The sequence below is a fragment of the Streptomyces sp. NPDC030143 genome (genome assembly GCF_055573695.1).
On the sequence record NZ_JBVIAY010000007.1, the window covers coordinates 26096 to 44228 of the forward strand.

At 72.9% G+C, this 18133-nt stretch carries 15 protein-coding genes; 6 read left to right on the top strand and 9 right to left on the bottom strand.

Annotation, left to right across the window (positions count from 1 at the left end):
- Positions 1-54 precede the first annotated feature (54 nt).
- The 8 genes from pstA to ACZ4YY_RS14415 all read right to left on the bottom strand — a co-directional run bounded on the left by pstA (position 55) and on the right by ACZ4YY_RS14415 (position 9973).
- On the bottom strand, positions 55-1116 hold the full coding sequence (pstA, locus tag ACZ4YY_RS14380) for a phosphate ABC transporter permease PstA (RefSeq protein ID WP_468288656.1): 1062 nt from the start codon (positions 1114-1116) through the stop codon (positions 55-57).
- Positions 1113-2126 carry a phosphate ABC transporter permease subunit PstC gene (gene pstC, locus ACZ4YY_RS14385; protein ID WP_468288659.1) on the bottom strand — a complete coding sequence of 338 codons (1014 nt, stop codon included), beginning with the start codon at positions 2124-2126 and terminating at the stop codon, positions 1113-1115. The genes pstA and pstC overlap by 4 nt, the downstream gene beginning before the upstream one ends.
- Positions 2127-2266: 140 nt before the next feature.
- Positions 2267-3397: a phosphate ABC transporter substrate-binding protein PstS gene (gene pstS, locus ACZ4YY_RS14390; RefSeq protein ID WP_468288662.1), complete on the bottom strand. Its 1131-nt coding sequence runs from the start codon at positions 3395-3397 to the stop codon at positions 2267-2269.
- Positions 3398-3647: 250 nt separating this feature from the next.
- On the bottom strand, positions 3648-4070 hold the full coding sequence (locus ACZ4YY_RS14395; protein ID WP_468288665.1) for an NUDIX hydrolase: 423 nt from the start codon (positions 4068-4070) through the stop codon (positions 3648-3650).
- A gap of 362 nt (positions 4071-4432) precedes the next feature.
- A complete protein-coding gene (locus ACZ4YY_RS14400; RefSeq protein ID WP_468288668.1) occupies positions 4433-5569 on the bottom strand; it encodes a CHAD domain-containing protein in 1137 nt (378 codons plus the stop codon).
- Positions 5550-7907 carry an RNA degradosome polyphosphate kinase gene (locus ACZ4YY_RS14405; RefSeq protein WP_468288671.1) on the bottom strand — a complete coding sequence of 786 codons (2358 nt, stop codon included), beginning with the start codon at positions 7905-7907 and terminating at the stop codon, positions 5550-5552. Before ACZ4YY_RS14405 ends, ACZ4YY_RS14400 begins: the two co-directional genes overlap by 20 nt.
- Before the next feature lie 103 nt (positions 7908-8010).
- The gene (locus tag ACZ4YY_RS14410) at positions 8011-9003 is read right to left on the bottom strand and encodes a hypothetical protein (RefSeq protein ID WP_468288674.1); all 993 of its coding nucleotides are present in this window, start codon (positions 9001-9003) and stop codon (positions 8011-8013) included.
- 106 nt (positions 9004-9109) lie between these two features.
- Positions 9110-9973 carry an ABC transporter permease gene (locus ACZ4YY_RS14415; RefSeq protein WP_468288677.1) on the bottom strand — a complete coding sequence of 288 codons (864 nt, stop codon included), beginning with the start codon at positions 9971-9973 and terminating at the stop codon, positions 9110-9112.
- 80 nt (positions 9974-10053) lie between these two features.
- Here ACZ4YY_RS14415 and ACZ4YY_RS14420 point away from each other — a divergent pair, with 80 nt between their 5' ends.
- The 5 genes from ACZ4YY_RS14420 to ACZ4YY_RS14440 are packed head-to-tail and all read left to right on the top strand — an operon-like array spanning position 10054 to position 14623.
- Entirely contained in the window at positions 10054-10596 is a 543-nt protein-coding gene (locus tag ACZ4YY_RS14420) for an RNA polymerase sigma factor (RefSeq protein WP_468288680.1), read from the top strand.
- Positions 10593-11423 (top strand): cupin domain-containing protein, encoded by an 831-nt coding sequence (locus ACZ4YY_RS14425; RefSeq protein WP_468288683.1) that lies wholly within the window; start codon positions 10593-10595, stop codon positions 11421-11423. Before ACZ4YY_RS14420 ends, ACZ4YY_RS14425 begins: the two co-directional genes overlap by 4 nt.
- Positions 11424-11475: 52 nt before the next feature.
- Entirely contained in the window at positions 11476-12345 is an 870-nt protein-coding gene (locus ACZ4YY_RS14430) for an ABC transporter ATP-binding protein (RefSeq protein ID WP_468288685.1), read from the top strand.
- The gene (locus tag ACZ4YY_RS14435) at positions 12342-13886 is read left to right on the top strand and encodes an ABC transporter permease (RefSeq protein WP_468288688.1); all 1545 of its coding nucleotides are present in this window, start codon (positions 12342-12344) and stop codon (positions 13884-13886) included. Before ACZ4YY_RS14430 ends, ACZ4YY_RS14435 begins: the two co-directional genes overlap by 4 nt.
- Entirely contained in the window at positions 13877-14623 is a 747-nt protein-coding gene (locus tag ACZ4YY_RS14440) for an ABC transporter (RefSeq protein ID WP_468288691.1), read from the top strand. Before ACZ4YY_RS14435 ends, ACZ4YY_RS14440 begins: the two co-directional genes overlap by 10 nt.
- Positions 14624-14942: 319 nt before the next feature.
- Here the strand turns inward: ACZ4YY_RS14440 and mshD are convergent, their stop codons facing one another.
- Positions 14943-15869: a mycothiol synthase gene (gene mshD / locus ACZ4YY_RS14445; protein WP_468288694.1), complete on the bottom strand. Its 927-nt coding sequence runs from the start codon at positions 15867-15869 to the stop codon at positions 14943-14945.
- A 250-nt stretch (positions 15870-16119) separates the two neighbouring features.
- Between mshD and ACZ4YY_RS14450 the strand changes: the two genes are divergently transcribed.
- Positions 16120-17922: a bifunctional metallophosphatase/5'-nucleotidase gene (locus ACZ4YY_RS14450; RefSeq protein ID WP_468288697.1), complete on the top strand. Its 1803-nt coding sequence runs from the start codon at positions 16120-16122 to the stop codon at positions 17920-17922.
- Positions 17923-18133 lie beyond the last annotated feature (211 nt).

The following is an 18133-nucleotide window of genomic DNA, read 5'->3' on the forward strand; positions in this document are numbered from 1 at the left end:
CTTCCGGTTCGGTCGGTCGCTGTGGGGCCCCGAGCGGCGGTGGCCGCTGCTGCTTCAGCGACTGGTCTTCGGGGCCTTCCAGCGGGCGATGCCGCGAGCCACCATGTTGAGGATCATCACGAAGGCGATCAGCGTGAGCGACGCCGCCCAGGCACGGTCGTAGGCCGCCTGCGAACCGGCGCTCTGAGCGTACTGCTGGTAGATGTACAGCGGCAGGGACGCCTGCGCACCCTCGAAGGGGTTGGCGTTGATGAAGGGGTTGCCGAAGACGAGGAGCAGGACGGGGGCCGTCTCGCCGGCGATGCGGGCCACGGCCAGCATGACGCCGGTGATGATGCCGCCGATGGAGGTCGGGACGACCACCTTCAGGATCGTGCGCCACTTGGGGATGCCCAGGGCGAGGGAGGCCTCGCGCAGCTCGTTGGGGACGAGCTTGAGCATCTCCTCCGTCGAGCGCACGACGACCGGCATCATCAGGATGGCCAGGGCGAGCGAACCGGCGAAGCCGAAGGGCTGCATGTCGAACATCAGCATCAGGCTGAGGATGAACAGGCCCGCCACGATGGACGGGATGCCCGTCATGACGTCCACGAAGAACGTGACCGCCCTCGCCAGGTTGCCCCGGCCGTACTCCACCAGGTAGATCGCGGTGAGGATGCCGATCGGGGCGCCGATCAGGGTGGCGAGGCCGACCTGCTCCAGGCTGCCGAGGATGGCGTGGTAGATGCCGCCGCCGGGCTCGGAGTCGGCGACGACGCCCATCGAGTGCGTCAGGAAGTAGACGTCGAGGACCTTGACGCCGCGCTGGACCGTGGCCCAGATCAGCGACGCCAGCGGGATCAGGGCGAGGACGAAGGCGACCCAGACCAGGGCCGTGGCGATCCGGTCCTTGGCCTGGCGCCGGCCCTCGACGCGGGCCGCGATGACGTAGGTGCCGAGGACGAAGAGGACACCGGCGATCAGGCCCCACTGGACCCGGCTGTGCAGGCCTCCGGCCAGGCCGATGGCGACGGCCAGGGCGATGGAGCCGGCCGCGACGGCCCAGGGGGTCCACCTGGGCAGGCTGGCGCCGCGCAGGCTGCTGGGGCGCTTGTCGGTGACGACGGCGTTGCTCATGCGTTGGCCCCCGAGTACTCCTTGCGGCGGGCGATGATCGCGCGGGCCGCGCCGTTGACCAGCAGGGTGATGACGAACAGGACCAGACCGGAGGCGATGAGCGCGTCGCGGCCGAACTCCGTCGCCTCGTTGAACTTGCTGGCGATGTTCTGGGCGAAGGTGCCGCCGCCCGGGTTGAGCAGGCTGGCGTGGATGTCGAAGTCGGGGGAGAGGACCGTGGCCACGGCCATCGTCTCGCCCAGCGCGCGGCCGAGGCCGAGCATCGACGCGGAGATCACACCGGAGCGGCCGAAGGGCAGGACGGCCATGCGGACGACTTCCCAGCGGGTGGCGCCCAGCGCCAGGGCCGCCTCCTCGTGCATCTGCGGGACCTGGCGGAAGACCTCGCGGCTGACGTTGGTGATGATCGGCAGGATCATGATCGCCAGCAGGATGCCCACCGTGAGCATCGAGCGCGGGGCGCCCTGGTCCCAGGAGAAGATCCCGGTCCAGCCGAGGTAGGTGTCCAGCCAGCCGAACAGGCCGTCGAGGTGCGGTACGAGGATCAGCGCGCCCCACAGGCCGTACACGATGGACGGCACGGCGGCGAGCAGGTCGATCACGTACGCGATGGGCCCGCGCAGCCGGCGCGGCGCGTAGTGGGTGAGGAACAGGGCGATGGCGACCGCGATCGGGACCGCGATGAACATCGCGATGACCGAGGAGACCACCGTGCCGAAGGCGAGGACGGCGATGCCGAACTTCGGCGGAACGAGGCTGGTGTTCCACTCGAAGGCCGTGAGGAAGTTGGCTTCGTCCTTGCTGATGGCGAGCGAGGCGCGGTAGGTCAGGAAGACCGCGATCGCGGCCATGATCACCAGCAGCAGGATGCCCGACCCGCGGGAGAGAGCGAGGAAGATCCGGTCACCGGGTCGGGTGGCGCCGCGGGCCGCGCGCTTCTGCTCGGTCGCGGTCGGCGCGGTCGTGGGGGGAGGGAGCTCGTCCGTCGGATTCTGTGTCGTTATGTCCATGGGGTTCTCCGGTCTGCGGAGCCGCTGGTCGATGGGCGGGCGGCTCGGGCGGGGCCGGGTGTGCGGGCGGCCCCTGGCGGCGGTGCACCGGACGGCACGGTCGGGGCCGGGTCTCCCCGGCCCCTGACCGCGCTTTCAGATCAGCTCAGGCCCTCGATGGTGGTGCGGACCTTGGTGATGATGGCGTCGGGGATCGGCGCGTAGTCGATGCCCGAGAGGATGCCCTGGCCCTCCGTGCTGGCGATGTAGCGCAGGAACGCCTTGGTGGCGGGCAGGGTGTTGGACTTGTTGCCCTTGTCGCAGACGATCTCGTACGTGACCAGGGTGATCGGGTAGGCGCCCTCGGCCTTGGTGCTGTAGTTGATCTTCAGCGCGAGGTCCTGGCCGGTGCCGACGACCTTGGCGTCCGCGATGGCCTTGGTGGCACCGTCGGAGGAGGCCTTGACCGGGGTGGCGGCGCCGGTGTTGATGGCGACCGTGCCCAGACCGTCCTTGGCGTACGACAGCTCCATGTAGCCGATGGCGCCGTTGGTCTGCTTCACGCCCTGGGCGACACCGGAGGAACCGGCGGCGGACTGGCCGCCCTTGGCCTGCCAGGCCTTGCCGCCCTCGTAGGGCCAGTCGGCCTTGGCGGTGGCGATCAGGTACTTGGTGAAGTTGTCCGTCGTGCCGGACTCGTCCGAGCGGTGGTACGGCTGGATCTTGAGGTCCGGGAGCTTCGCGCCGGCGTTGAGCTTGGCGATCGCCGGGTCGTTCCAGTTGGTGATCTTGCCGTCGAAGATCTTGGCGATCGTCGAGGCGTCGAGGACGAGGTTGTCCACGCCGGAGAGGTTGTAGGCGACGGCGATCGGGCCGCCGACCATCGGCAGGTCGATGCCCTGGCCGCCGGAGCAGACCTGCTTGGAGGCGGTGACCTCGTCGGGCTTCAGCGCGGAGTCCGAACCGGCGAAGGCGACCTGGCCCTGCGTGAACGCGGTGACACCGGCGCCGGAACCGGAGCCCTTGTAGTTGACCTGGACGCCCTTGCAGGCCTGCGTGAAGTTCTTGACCCAGGCGTCGATCGCGTTCTTCTGGGCGGAGGAGCCGTCCGCGAGCAGCTGGCCGCTGGCGTCGTCACACTTGATGGACCCGGGCGCGGCGGCCGCGGACGAGGTGCTGCCCCCGCTGCTGGAGCCGGTGTCGTCGGAGCCGCACGCCGTGAGGGCCAGGGCGCCGGAGACGGCGAGAGCACCGAGGGAGAGGGCCCGCCGGTTCATGCGCTGAAGCTTCACTTGAGGGAGATCCTTCCAGGAGCCGCCGTCCTGAATCCGGCGGCGTGCGAAAGTCTGGGTGGCGCGGAGGCGTCCACCGAGGCCGCGCTCCGCACCGTGCAAGGCTGAAATTAGGCAGATCAGGTGAAGGCGCCTATGGGCGTGAATGAACGGGGGGTGAACCCCTGGCGGCGGTGTGGTTAGGTCACGGAACGCTTACGTCGAGGACACGGCGCGATCCCGGCGGCCCGTGTTCCGGATCATGCCGGGATCATGCCGGGTGCAGGACCTGGAGCAGGGCGTCCACGAGCGTGCGGTCCCTCGGCTGGGTGAGTTGGGCGCGGGCGGCCCGCGGGGACAGCCACAGCAGCCGGTCCACCTCGTCGTTCGGCGTGAAACCGCCGGACAGGGCCTCGGCCGCCCAGTAGCGGACCTCCTTGGGGCGGCCCTGGGCGAGGTAACGAAGGGTGGGCAGCACGGCGCCCGGCAGGGCCGTGTAGCCCGTCTCCTCCGCGACCTCGCGCACCGCGCAGGCCAGCGGGTCCTCGCCCCGCTTCAGCTTGCCCTTGGGATGCGACCAGTCGTCGTACTTCGGCCGGTGGACCAGACACACTTCCAGCTCACCGCCCGCGGGCGAGCGGCGCCACAGGACGCAGCCCGCCGCCTGGACGGGGATGTCGTTCGGGGGGCTCAACGGGTCACCGCCTTCCACGGCTCGTGGGGGCTCCGAGGGGTCCTCGCACTGTGCCCGCCCGGGCCGCGCGGCCCGGTACCGCACCTCGCCGCGTCGCCGGAAAGCCCTGGTGGCTCCGCTACGAGGACTCTCCGGCGCCTTGCGATGCACGGCACCGGGCGACGCGGCCTGATCAGGCGCTCACAGTGCAAGGACCCCTGAGAGTTCCGAGCGAAAGGGGAGACCGGCTCGCGGCGTCCCGCACGCACGCTCGCCGCGTTGCCGGAAGTCCCTGGTGGCTCCGCTACGAGGGGCTTCCGGCGCCGCGCGATCGCACGCACCGGACGTCGCAAGCTGATCGGCCTCCCTTTTCGTTCGAAGCTCTAAGGCGTTCCGACGGCACGTTTCTGCCACGAGCGTTGGAAGGCGTAGCGGGCCGCCTCCACCTCGTGGCGCTGGTCGGCGTGGAGCACACCGAGCGCGTACGCCGTCGCCGGGGCGATACGGGGGGTCCGGGCGGCCTGGGCCGCGGCGGCCGCCGCCTCCGAGGCGTCGCGGTGCCGGTCCAGGGCCTGGCCGGACGACAGCAGCCGGACGTCGCGGGGGGCGTCGGCCGCGCCGTGCAGCACTTCCAGGGCGTAGCGGTGCAGCCGCAGCAGCAGGCGGACCTGGTGCCAGGGGGCGTCCTGCGGATGCGGGGCCGGGTCCGGGGAGAGGCCGTGGATCAGGGCCTCCGCGTTGTAGGGGTGGCCGGCGGTGACCAGGGGAAGGGCGGTGACGGCGTCGGTGAGGCGTTCCTCGGCGGCGGCGGCCAGCGGGCGCAGGTCGGCGGTGGCGGCGGCGGGCGTGAGGGGGACCTCGCTGGCCAGGACGGCGACCTTGTCGACGACGGCGTGGAAGCGGGAGGAACCGAGGGCCTGGAGGGCGGTGGAGTGGGCGCGGGTGCGGGCCAGGGTGAGCTGACGGTCCAGGAGCGCGCCGGCTCTGGCCGCGCCGACGGTGAGGTTGCCGCGGTCCGGGGGGAGCAGGGAGGTCGCCGTGGCGGCGGGCGCCTTGCGGGTGCCGTGGGCCGCCGCGGCCGGGGCGGGCTGCGCCGCGCGGGCCCTGCCCGCGGGTCCCGCCGCCTGGGCCGGCACCGTGGCCCCGGACAGGCGGTGCAGGGCCAGCAGCAGCCGCTCCAGACGGGCCTCGCAGGCGTGCTCCACGGCCAGCGTGCCCGACAGCCAGGCCAGTTCGGGGCGGATCTCCTCCGACCATCCGGCATCGAGCAGCGGGCGGAAGGTGTGCAGGCTGCCGCTGATGCGGCGGGCCGAGCGGCGCAGGGCGCGGGCCGCGTCGACGGGGTCGGCCGGGCCGGCGGCCGAGCCATTCGGCCCGCCGCCGCTCTCCCGGTGCAGACGCAGGGCCCGGAGGAACTCCGTGGCCTGCGTCCGCAGATAGGCCGCGAGGGCCTCCCCCGTCCGGACCGTGGCGGCCGGCCCGGGCGTGGGGTCCGTCAGGTCATGGTGTTGCTGTGCCACGCCGGCGCCTCCGGGCGTCTATGAGCATCTCCTGGACGTTGCGCAGGGGCCCGCCGTCCGCGTCGGTGGCGTGCCGGGTCCACTCGCCGTCCGGGCCGAGGTGCCAGGAGGCGGTGGCGTCGGACATGCCGGTCTCCAGCAGCCGGTTCAGGGCCGCGCGGTGAGCCGGGTCGGTGACCCTGACCAGTGCCTCGATACGGCGGTCGAGGTTGCGGTGCATCATGTCGGCGCTGCCGATCCACACCTCGGGTTCGCCGCCGTTGCCGAAGGCGAAGAGCCGGGAGTGTTCGAGGAAGCGGCCGAGGATCGAGCGGACGCGGATGTTCTCCGACAGGCCGGGCACGCCCGGGCGCACCGCGCAGATGCCGCGCACCCACACGTCGACGGGCACACCGGCCTGGGACGCCCGGTAGCAGGCGTCGACGACGGCCTCGTCGACCATCGAGTTGACCTTGATGCGCACGTAGGCGGGGCGTCCGGCGCGGTGGTGCTGGACCTCCTTGTCGATGCGCGAGACCAGTCCGTCGCGCAGGGACTTGGGGGCGACCAGCAGCCGGCGGTAGGTCTCGCGGCGGGAGTAGCCGGAGAGCCGGTTGAAGAGGTCGGAGAGGTCCGCGCCGACCTGCGGGTCGGCGGTGAGCAGGCCGAGGTCCTCGTACAGCCTCGCCGTCTTCGGGTGGTAGTTGCCGGTGCCGACGTGGCTGTAGCGGCGAAGCGTCTCGCCCTCCTGACGGACCACCAGCGACAGCTTGCAGTGCGTCTTCAGGCCGACGAGACCGTAGACGACGTGGCAGCCGGCCTCCTCCAGCTTGCGCGCCCACTTGATGTTGGCGTGCTCGTCGAAGCGGGCCTTGATCTCCACCAGCACGAGGACCTGCTTGCCGGACTCGGCGGCGTCGATGAGCGCGTCGACTATCGGGGAGTCGCCGGAGGTCCGGTACAGGGTCTGTTTGATCGCGAGGACGTCCGGGTCGGCGGCCGCCTGCTCCAGGAAGGCCTGCACGGACGTCGAGAAGGAGTCGTAGGGGTGGTGCAGCAGCACGTCCCGGCTGCGCAGGGCGCCGAAGATGTCCGGCGGGCTCGCCGACTCGACCTCGGCGAGGTCGCGGTGGGTGCCGGCGATGAACTTCGGGTACTTCAGCTCCGGCCGGTCGAGGCTGTGGATGCGGAAGAGACCCGTGAGGTCCAGGGGGCCGGGGAGCGGGTAGACCTCCGCCTCGCTGATCTTCAGCTCGCGCACCAGCAGGTCGAGCACCTCGCGGTCGATGGACTCCTCGACCTCCAGGCGCACCGGCGGGCCGAAGCGGCGCCGCATGAGCTCCTTCTCCAGGGCCTGGAGGAGGTTCTCGGCGTCGTCCTCCTCGACCTCGAGGTCCTCGTTGCGGGTGAGGCGGAAGGCGTGGTGCTCCAGTACCTCCATGCCCGGGAACAGCTCCTCGAGGTGGGCGGCGATGACGTCCTCGATGGGGACGTAGCGGCCGGGGGAGCTCTCCAGGAAGCGCGACAGCAGCGGCGGCACCTTGACGCGCGCGAAGTGCTTGTGGCCGCTCACGGGGTTGCGGACGACGACCGCGAGGTTCAGCGACAGGCCCGAGATGTACGGGAAGGGGTGCGCGGGGTCGACGGCCAGCGGGGTGAGGACCGGGAAGATCTGGTGCCGGAACAGCGTGAAGAGCCGCGCCTGCTCCTTCTCGGTCAGCTCGCTCCAGCGGACCAGGTGGATGCCCTCCTCCGCGAGTGCGGGGGCGACGTCCTCGTGGTAGGTAGCGGCGTGCCGGGCCATCAGCTCGCGCGAGCGGGCCCAGATCATCTCCAGGACCTCGCGGGGCTGGAGGCCGGAGGCGGAGCGGGTGGCGACGCCGGTGGCGATGCGGCGCTTCAGACCGGCCACCCGGACCATGAAGAACTCGTCGAGGTTGCTCGCGAAGATGGCGAGGAAGTTCGCGCGTTCGAGGAGCGGGGTGTTGGGGTCCTCGGCCAGTTCGAGGACGCGCTCGTTGAAGGCGAGCCAGCTGCGCTCCCGGTCGAGGAAACGACCCTGCGGCAGTTGGGGCCCGTCGTACGGCGCCTCCTCGTACTCGTCGAGGTCGGCATCGAGGTCGGGTTCCAGATCCGAGACCACGGCGGCCACGGTGTGCGGGCGGTGCGCGGCTATGGAGCCCACGGAGGGCTGTGCGTGCTGGATCGGGGCCTGGGTGTTCTGCTGGCTCATGAACCCATTCTTCCGCGCCGACGCCGTTACAGGCGCGTCGGAACGTGCGGGCGGGAGCGCGGCGGAGCGTCCCCGGAGCGGGATTCCCTCGGGGGGCGGAGAAGGCTCGGGCACGGCGGGGTTCATTGGCCGAGCGTCGCAAGGCCGTCTGAACCGACGGTTACGGCGACATGGCGTGCGGGATATCTGGGGGCGGCCCGCGGGGATCGGGTCCGTGAGCCGCCCGGGGTCAGGCCGTGCGGCGGCGCAGCAGTCGGAACGCGGCCGTGGTCGCGAGGACGGCGACGGCGAGGACGATGCCGGACTCCACGAGTTGCAGGGGCCAGTAGTGCGACTCGGGGTGGGAGCGCGTGAAGTAGCCGGTCACGCCGAGGTCGTCCAGGCAGCGGCGCATCTCGGCGGCCGGGCCCTCGCACCCGCCGTGGTCGACGCCGGGCGTGGACCGGCCGTCGATCAGGACGCCGTACTGCGTCTCCAGCGCGTTGTCGGGGGTGTCGACGTGGGTCGCCGAGGTGCGGGTCACGGTGGGCCACAGGGAGGCGCGGTGGCGTTCCAGGACGAAGTGGAGCAGCCAGGTCGTGGTGACGGCGGCGCCCATGGCGGGCAGGGTGCGTCCCAGCAGGAGCGCGGCGAGCGCGCCGAGCGCGAGGGCGCACAGGGCGTACGCGCCGACGGTCGCGCCGCGGGCCGCGTAGGACGCCCCGGACATCCAGTCCTCCCAGAGCAGGTCCCGGTTGGTGTCCCACGTCCAGCGGAACGCCAGGACCAGGACGGCCGTGCCGAGCGTCACGGCGAGCGCGGGGACGGCGAGCTTGGCGGTCAGCCAGCGGGCGGGGGTGACGCCCTGGGTCCAGGCGAGGCGCGCGGTGCGTTCTCCAGGTCCCGGCCGATCAGCGCCCCCGCCGGCGAAGGCGGCGACGGCGAGGAAGGCGAAGCCGGTCGCCAGGCCGATCCCGTGGACCGGTTCCTCGAAGCCGACGACGCCGACCGTCGTGTCGCACCAGTCCTGGCCCGCCCGGTCGCAGGCCTCCTGCCGGGCGCGGGCCTTCTCGGCGGTGACCTCGGTCAGCCACACCAGCCAGGCCGCCAGGCCCGCCACGGCCGCGGTCCACACCAGGAGGGCGGCCCGGTGCAGCCGCAGGACGGTCCGCGCGGTGCCCCAGCGGGAGGCGGGTCCGGCGGTCCGGCTGCCCGGGGTGCGGGCGGTTGCGACGGCGGTCATACGGCGGTCTCCTCGCGGCGCCGAGGGGTGGCGGTCGAGCGCCGGAGCAGCACGAACGCGGCCAGGGTGAGGGCGGCGGCGACGGTCAGGACCAGGGCGGTCGTAGTCAGCTGGAGCGGCCAGTAGTGGGAGTGCGGGTGGTAGGTGGCGTAGAAGCCGGTGGCGTAGAAGCCGGTGGCGTCGAGCTCGGCGTACAGGGCGTTGCAGCCGGCGACGTCCAGCGGGCCGCAGCCGGGTCGGCGATGTGCGCCCCGCCGGACGTGACCAAGCCGGAGTCGACGAGGGCGCCGTCGTAGCGGTAGCCGGCGCCGAGCGAGGTGACGCGGGTGACGGCCGGCCACAGGTGCGGCATGACCAGGTCGGCCAGGACCCGGACGGCGGCGACGAGGCCCAGTCCGACGACGAGCGCGGCCAGGGTGCGGCGCAGCACGAGGCCCGCGAGGGCGCCGGCGGCGAGACCGGCGAGGGCGAAGGCGACCGTGGTGGTGCCGTTGGCGTGCAGGGTCGGGTTGTCGTACCAGCTCTTGGCGGTGTCGATACGGCCTTCGCCCTCCCGCCACGCCAGGTGGTGCAGGACGACCAGCAGGCCGGTGCCCGCGGCGACGAGGACGGCGGGGGCGAGCTTGACGGCCAGCCAGCGGGTGGGGGAGATGCCCTGGGTCCAGGCGAGGCGCGCGGTGCCGTGCTCCAGCTCGCGGCCGACGAGGGCGGCGCCCGCCCAGGCGGCGACGAGGAACGGGAGTACGTTCAGGGCGACCGTGGTGTAGGCGTACACGTCCTTGTACAGCAGGATCGCGTCCTGGTCGTAGGCGCAGCGGCTTGTGCCGGCGCAGGCGCCCCACTGTCGCCAGGCCTCGCCCGCCGCGTCGGTGAGCGGGTTCCACAGCGCCAGCAGCGCCACGGCGAGGACGGCGACCAGGACCGTCCACAGCAGGAGGGCGGGGCGGTGGATGGGGTGGGGGGACGTCAAGCGGAAGCCGGGAGGATCGGGCCCGGAAACCGGTGGGCCGGATCGTGAACCGATCGGCGGGGCTCGTCCGATGAGGGGATGTGAGCGAAACGAGAAGCGACGGGGAGCTGCTGCGGGCCATCGCGGCGGACGGGGACCGTCATGCCTTCGAGGAGCTGTACCGGCGGTTCGCGCCGTGGCTGACCGCGCGCATGCGCAGCCGTTGCGCCGACGCCGGGATAGTCGACGACGTCGTGCAGGAGACGTTCCTCGCGGTGTGGCGGGGCACCGCCCGCTACCGGGAGGAGGGCGACGTGGCCGGCTGGCTGTGGCGCATCGGCGCCCGCCGGCTGGTCGACGCCGTCCGCGGTGACGGCGCGCGCGGCCGGCTGCGCCAGGCTCTGGCCCGGCTTCGCCACCGCGACGAGGCCTCCGCGGAGGAACGCGTCCTCGCGGGTGTGGAGCACGGCGACCTCGCCGGGGCCCTCACCCGTCTCTCGCCGGAGCTGAGGGCGGTCCTCCAGGCCACCGTCATCGACGGACTCACGACCCGGGAGGCGGCCGTCCTGCTCGGCATCCCCCCGGGCACGGTCAAGACGCGGGCCCAGCGGGCCCGCAAGCAACTGCGGGAGGCGCTGGCATGACGTGGCACGTGGCAGAAGAGGATCTGCGGGCCTACGCGCAGGGGGAGCTCGCGCCGCCGCTGCTGTGGTCGGCCGACGCGCACCTCATGGGATGCGCGCAGTGCCGGGCCCGGCTCGCACCGGCCGACCCCGTGGCGCTGGACGCCGGCTGGGAGCGGCTGGACGCCGAACTGGACGCACCGCATCCCGGTCCCGTCGAGCGGCTGATGGTGCGGCTCGGGGTGGCCGACCACACCGCGCGGCTGCTGACCGCGACGCCGGTGCTGCGCCGCTCCTGGCTGCTGGCGGTGGTGTCGCTGCTGGTCATGACGGTGCTGGCGGTGCGTGTGGTGGACCGTCCCGCCCTGTTCCTGGCGCTCGCCCCGCTGCTGCCGCCGGCCGGCGTGGCCCTCTCCTACGGGCGGACCCTCGACCCGACGTACGAGATGGCCCTCGTCGCCCCGCTCCACGGCTTCCGGCTGCTGATGATCCGCACGGCCGCGGTGCTCACCGCGGGCCTCGCGTTCAACGGCCTGGCCACCCTCGCCCTGCCGGAGTACGGGCTGCTCGCCCTGAGCTGGCTGCTGCCCGCGCTCGCCCTCACCGCCACCGGCCTGGCGCTCACGCCCCGGCTCGGCCCGGTCCTCGCACCCGTCCTGGTGGGCGGGGCCTGGCTGACGGTGCTGCTGGTGGCGCAGGCCCAGCACCACACCCTCGCCCCCTTCGGCGCGACGGGACAGTCGGCCGCCGCGGCCGTCACGGTCCTCGCGACCGTGCTGCTCCACCGGACCAGAGACCGCTTCGACGCGCGTCCCGTCGGCGGCTTCGCGGACGGCGGCGCCGGATGACACCGCCGCCGCCCCCGCCCCCATCCACCGACCGGACTTCCTGGAGCCCCGCATGACCTCCGCACCCACCACGGTGACCGCCACCGACCTCTCCCTGCGCTACGGCGGCACCCGCGCCCTCGACGGCGTCTCGCTGCGCCTGACCCGCGGCGTCACGGGCCTGCTCGGCCCCAACGGCGCGGGCAAGACCACCCTGTTGCGGGTGCTGGCCACGGCCGTGCCGCCCGACGGCGGCGGGTTCACGGTCCTCGGTCACGACCCGGGCACCTCGGCCGGCCGTCTCGCTCTGCGCCGCACGCTCGGCTACCTGCCCCAGACCCCCGGCTTCCACCCGGACTTCACGGCCTTCGAGTTCGTCGACTACGTGGCGATCCTGAAGGAGCTGACCGACCGCGGCGCCCGCCTCCGGGAGGTGCGGCGCGTGCTGGAGGCCGTCGATCTCGCGGACGTGCGCGGGCAGCGCATCAAACGCCTGTCCGGCGGCATGCGGCAGCGCGTCGCCCTGGCCGCCGCGCTGGTCGGCGACCCCGGCTTCCTCGTCCTGGACGAGCCGACCGTCGGCCTGGACCCCGAACAGCGCATGCGGTTCCGCGAGTTGATCGCCGACGCCGGCCACGGCCGCACGGTCCTGCTGTCCACCCACCAGACGGAGGACGTGGCGATGCTCTGCCACCGGGTCGTGGTCCTGGCCCGCGGCCGGATCCGCTTCGAGGGATCCCCCGCCGAGCTGACCGCCCGCGCGGCCGGCCGGGTCTGGAGCAGCGCCGAGCGTGACCCGGGAGCCCTCGCCGGCTGGCGCACCGGCACCGGCACCTTCCGCAACGTCGGCGACCCCCCGCAGGGCGCCGACCTCCTCGAACCCACCCTGGAGGACGGCTACCTGCTCGCCCTCGACGGCGAGAACAGCACGGTGACGGCATGAGCGCCACGGTCACCCCGATCGGCGACCGGGCCGCCGCGCCGCCCGAGCCCCTGCGCGACGGTCGCCGCTTCGGCGCCGTCCTCGCCCTGGCCCGCTTCGAGGCCCGTGACCTGTTCACGCAGATGCCGGTCCTGCTCCTCCTCGCCCTCTACCTCGGCATCGCCGCCTGGCGCCTGTTCAACGGCAAGGAGGGCATGGCGGATTACCCGATCCTCCACATGGTCGACCGCGACACCCAGACCGAGCCCCTGCTCCTCGCCGTCGCCCTGCTCATCTGCACCAACGCGGCCGCCCTGCGCTCGCGGAAGAACGGCACGGGCCACCAGTTCGACGTCCTGCCCATGGAGCCCTGGCGCCGCACGGCCGCCCATGTGCTGTCCGTGGTCCCCTTGGCGGCCCTCACCGCGCTCGTCGTCACGGCCGAGTTCACCTGGCAGGCACTCAGGCCCGGCGCGATCGGCCACGGTTCGGTCGGCGAGCTGGCCGTGGCCCCCCTGACCGTGCTGCTGGCCGGCGTCACGGGCGTGCTGCTGGCCCGTCTCGTGCCGACCCCCTTCGCCCCGATGCTGTTCGTGGTCGCCGCCTATCTGCTCGTCGTCGTGGGCTCGGCGGCCGGGGCCGAGGGCAGGTGGGTGGGCTGGCTCTCCCCGGTCCTGTTCTGGAGCACCTCCGGCGGCGACCCCGTCCCCTCCGACCTCCTCGGCCGCCCGGCCGGCTGGCACGCGCTCTACCTCGTGGGCCTGTGCGCGCTGCTGACCTGCGGGGCGATGCTGCTGTCCGGCGGCCGTACCGTCCGCCTGAAGGCGGCGACCGCCCTCGCCCTCGCGACGACCGCGGCCGGCGTGATCGGCCAGGTCCCACGGGACACGGCGGCCCTGGAAGCGGCGCGCGAGACGGCGTCCACGTCACCGCAGAAGGTCCAGTCGTGCACGGCCGTCGACGGGTCGACCTACTGCTCCTTCCCCGAGTGGACGGTCGTGCGGGACGACTGGGCCGACGTCGTCGCCCGCGTCCGGTCGGCCGCGGGCACCGCCGCCGACGCCCGCCTGACGGTCCGCCAGCGCATCGACACCAGCGGCGGCATCGAGACCGACACCACCCTGACCCCGTCCCGCACCCCGGACGAGGTGACGGTCGGCACCCGCTGGGGCGGCAACCGCGTCCCGGAGTTCGCGGTCGGTGTCGCCACGGTCCTGGTGACCGGCAGGGAGGCCGACGGTGAGGACATGTGCGACGCCCGCCCGGTGACGATCATGTGGCTGGTCCTGGGCGCCGACGCCACCCCGACGACCACCTTCCAGAACCTCCGCCTGGACGACAGCACGAGCGGCTCCGGAGTGGTCCTCTCCCCGACGAATCCGCTGTCCCTGACGGCCGGCCAGACGGCGGTGATCCGCGCACTGCTGTCCCGGCCGCGCGCCGAGATCACCGCGAAGGTCACCTCCCACTGGTCGGAGCTGACCTCGCCGCGGACGTCGACGACTCAGGCGGCGAAGCTTCTGGGGGTCCCGGTGTCGGCGGGAGCGGACTCGTGCGAGTAGAGCGGCGTCTCCCGCGCGGGCGGGTCCCGGCGTCCCTCACCGCCGCCCTGCTGCGCTCGCTCCTGCCGCGCCTGTGGCACACCCTGCCCTGGCGGGTCCCGGCGGTGGCCGGTGGCCTCGGGCTGCTCCTCGCCGCGAGCCCCCGGTGGACGGAGGGGGCGCCGGACGAGCGGGCGGGCCTGCTCCTGCTGCGGCTCGCCGCGCTGACCGGGGCCCTGGGCCTGGCTCACGTCCTGGACGACCCCGCCCGGCACACGACGGTCACCTCACCCCTCGGCCGCCCCCTGCGGGTCGGCCTGCGCCTGGCGCTCGTCGCCCCACCGACGGTCCTGTGGTGGACGGCGGCCCTGCTCCTGGTGCCGGGCCCGTCCCGGCCACCGCTCACCCGGGCCACCCTGGAGGCCGCGGCCCTAGCCGTCAGCGCCGTCGCCCTGGCGGCCGTCACCGTCCGCTTTACGGACAGGGCGCAGGTGGGCAGGGGCACCGCGGTGCTGCTCGCGAGCGCGGCGGCGGTGGTGGCGCTCATACCCGAGCGGTGGGGACTGTCGGCGGCCCCCTGGGACCCGTGGGGCGAGGCCACGCGGATCAGATGGGCCCTGGTACTGGGGGCGGCCACGGCGACGGGCGTGCTCTGCACACCGGAGCCACTGCGACGCAGACCGGTGCGCACCCGGAACGGACGGGCGCTGTCGACCTCGTCGGGCGGGTGCGGACGGATCCGGCCGGGGCGGCACTGAGCCTGTCGGGCGGGTGCGGGCGAGCGCCGGCCGGGGCGACGCTCACCCTGTCGGGCGGGTGCGGACGAGGCCCGGTGGGCGAAGCGCCCTGTCGGGCGGGGTCGGGCGGGGTGAGGACGAGGCCCGGTGGGCGAAGCGCCCTGTGCCCCGCGCCCGAGCTCCCTGCTACCCGAGCTGACTGCCGCGTGCCTGAGCTCCCTGCTACCCGAGCTGACTGCCGCGTGCCCGCCCTGACTGCCCGGCGCCCGAGCTGAGTGCCGTGTCCCCGAGCTGACTGTCCCGCATCCCCGCCTCGCCGTCCCCGCCCGCCGGTCAGAGCTCAGGTCTCCGTCCGGTACATCAGGTCCGTCTCGTGGGTGACGAAGCCCAGCCGCTCGTACACCGACACCGCCGCCTTGTTGTCGGCGTCGACGTAGAGCATCGCCGTGGGAAGCCCCTGGGCCGCGAGATGGCGCAGGCCGATCGTGGTGAGGGACTTGCCGAGGCCGCCGCCCTGCGCGTCGGGGGAGACGCCGAGGACGTACACCTCGCCGAGTCCCTCCTCGGCGTGGACCTTCGTCCAGTGGAAGCCGATGAGCCGGTCGGCGTGGAAGGCGAGGAAGAAGCCGGCGGGGTCGAACCAGGGCTCGGCCTTGCGGTCGTCCAGGTCGCGCTGGGTGAGGGAGCCCTGCTCGGGATGGTGGGCGAAGGATTCGGCGTTGACGGCGAGCCAGGCGGCGTCGTCCTGGCCGGGGACGAAGGCGCGGACGGTCACGCCGTCGGGCAGCACCGGATCGGACAGGTCGAGGTCGGTCAGGGACCGCCGCATCTGTCGCAGTTCGCGGAACAGCGTCAGCCCCAGGACCTGCGCGAGGTGCCGGGCGGCGGAGTGGCCGCCGTGGGCCCAGACCCGCAGCCGCTTGCCGGAGGCGGCGAGCAGGGCGGAACCGAGCGCACGACCGTGTCCGTGCCCGCGGTGCAGCGGGTGGACGACGAGTTCGGCGGCCGGGGCCTCCACCGGGTCGGTGTCCTCCAGCTGGGCGTAGCCGACGAGGTCCTCGCCGACGGTGAGCAGCAGATGGGCCACGCCCTCGCGGGCGCCGCCGCGCAGTTGCAGCCGGCCCTGTTCGGACACCGCCTGCTGGCCGTCGTTCCGGGCGGCGTCCGTGAGCAGGTCGAGGACGGCCTCGGTCTGTTCGGGAGAGAGCGCGGAGAGGGTCTCGATGGATCGGGAGCCGTGGGTCCGTGCGGTGTCGTCGCTGGTCATGCGTACGAGGGTAAGGGCCGGGTCGGGCAAAGTGGCGGCACGGGAAGGCCGTTCCGGCACGCGAGGCGAAACGCCCGGAAAAGACACAGGTGGCGGTAAAGGTCAGGGCAAAGGGAAACCAGGATGTAATCATGAACCCCCTGTCGCGCTACGCGCGTTGACTCTAGGCTGCGGCCCGACGGGGCCACTCATCTTCCACGCCTCTCAGGGCCGGGCCGGCCCGGAGGACGCCGACACCACAGGGGGGCGCATGCCAGCCACTTCCCAGTCGAATCCGAGCCGCAGACGCCGTACGTACGGGCTGCTCGCGGCGGCCGCGGGTCTGGCCACCGCGGGCGCGATGGTCGCCGCGCTCCCGGCGGGCGCGCACGACAGCGGGTACGGCAAGCCGCTGCCCAGCCGCTACCAGGACGTGCAGCTGCTGTCGTTCAACGATCTGCACGGCAACCTGGAGCCGCCGGCCGGTTCCTCGGGCCGGGTCACCGAGATCCAGCACGACGGCACGACGAAGACGATCGACGCGGGCGGTGTGGAGTACCTCGCGACGCACCTGCGTCAGGCCCGCGCGGGCAAGGGCTACTCGATCACCGCGGCCGGCGGCGACATGGTCGGCGCCTCCCCGCTGATCTCGGGTCTGTTCCACGACGAGCCCACCATCGAGGCGCTGAACAAGCTGGACCTGGACGTCACCTCCGTCGGCAACCACGAGTTCGACGAGGGCGCGAAGGAGCTGGCCCGGCTGCAGAACGGCGGGTGCCACCCGACGGACGGCTGCTACACGGACCAGGGCTTCGCGGGCGCCGACTTCCCCTACCTGGCGGCGAACGTCCTGGACGAGAAGACCGGCCGGCCGATCCTGAAGCCGTACTGGGTCTGGAAGAAGAAGGACGTCAAGATCGGCTTCATCGGCGTGACCCTGGAGGACACCCCGGGTGTCGTGTCCGCCGAGGGCGTCAAGGGCCTGAAGTTCAAGGACGAGGTCGAGACCATCAACACGTACGCCAAGGTGCTCCAGCGCCAGGGCGTGAAGTCCATCGTGGCGCTGATCCACGAGGGCGGTCTGCCGGCGTCGACGTCGTACAACTACGACTGCGACTCGCCGGGCGCGGGTGACGGCATCTCCGGGCCGATCGTCGACATCGCGAAGAACATCACGCCGCAGGTGGACGCGCTGGTGACGGGCCACACCCACGCCGCGTACGCGTGCACCGTCAACGACCCGTCGGGCCGGCCGCGCACGGTCACCTCGGCGGCCTCCTTCGGCCGCCTGTACACGGACACCACGCTGACCTACGACCGCTTCACGGGCGACATCGCCCGTACGGCGGTGAAGTCGGCGAACCACGTGGTCACCCGGACCGTCCCCAAGGCGCCGGACATGACCGAGCTGATCAGCAGGTGGAACACGCTCGCGGCGCCCATCGGCAACCGCGCGATCGGCTATGTCTCCGCCGACGTCCCCAACACGGGCACCGAGTCCCCGATGGGTGACCTGATCGCCGACGCGCAGCTCGCGTACGGCAAGGAGCTGGACCCGGAGACCGACCTCGCGCTGATGAACCCGGGCGGTGTCCGGGCGGGCCTGACCTACGCGGCCAAGGGCAGCGAGGGCGACGGTGTGGTGACGTACGCGGAGGGCTTCACCGTCCAGCCGTTCTCCAACACCGTGAACCTCCAGGACTTCACCGGCGCCCAGCTGGTCCAGATCCTCAAGGAGCAGGTGAGCGGCTCGAACGCGTCCGCGCCGAAGATCCTCCAGCCGTCCGCCAACCTGACGTACACGCTGGACCTGACGAAGACCGGCGCCGACCGTGTCGTCACGGACTCCATCCGGCTGAACGGCGCGGCCGTCGACCCGGCCGCCACCTACCGCATCGCGACGAACAGCTTCCTCGCGGGCGGCGGCGACGGCATCACCACGCTGGGCCAGGGCACGAACGACCTGGTCGGCATCGACGACCTGGCCGCCCTGGAGCGGTACCTGACGGCGAACTCCTCGCCCGCCGACCCGATCGAGCCTCCGGCGGCGAACCGCATCACGATCGTGAAGTAGGCCTCCCGGCCCCCTCCGGGGCCCGGTCCGTCACGCCTCGCCGTGGACGGACCGGGCCCCGCTCGCTTTTCTCGCCGGCGACGAGGACTCACGCCCACCCACGAGCCGAGCCTCCCGCCGGATGCCGGATGCCGGATGCCGGATGCCGGATGCCGGATGCCGGATGCCGGATGCCGGATGCCGGATGCCGGATGCCGGATGCCGGATGCCG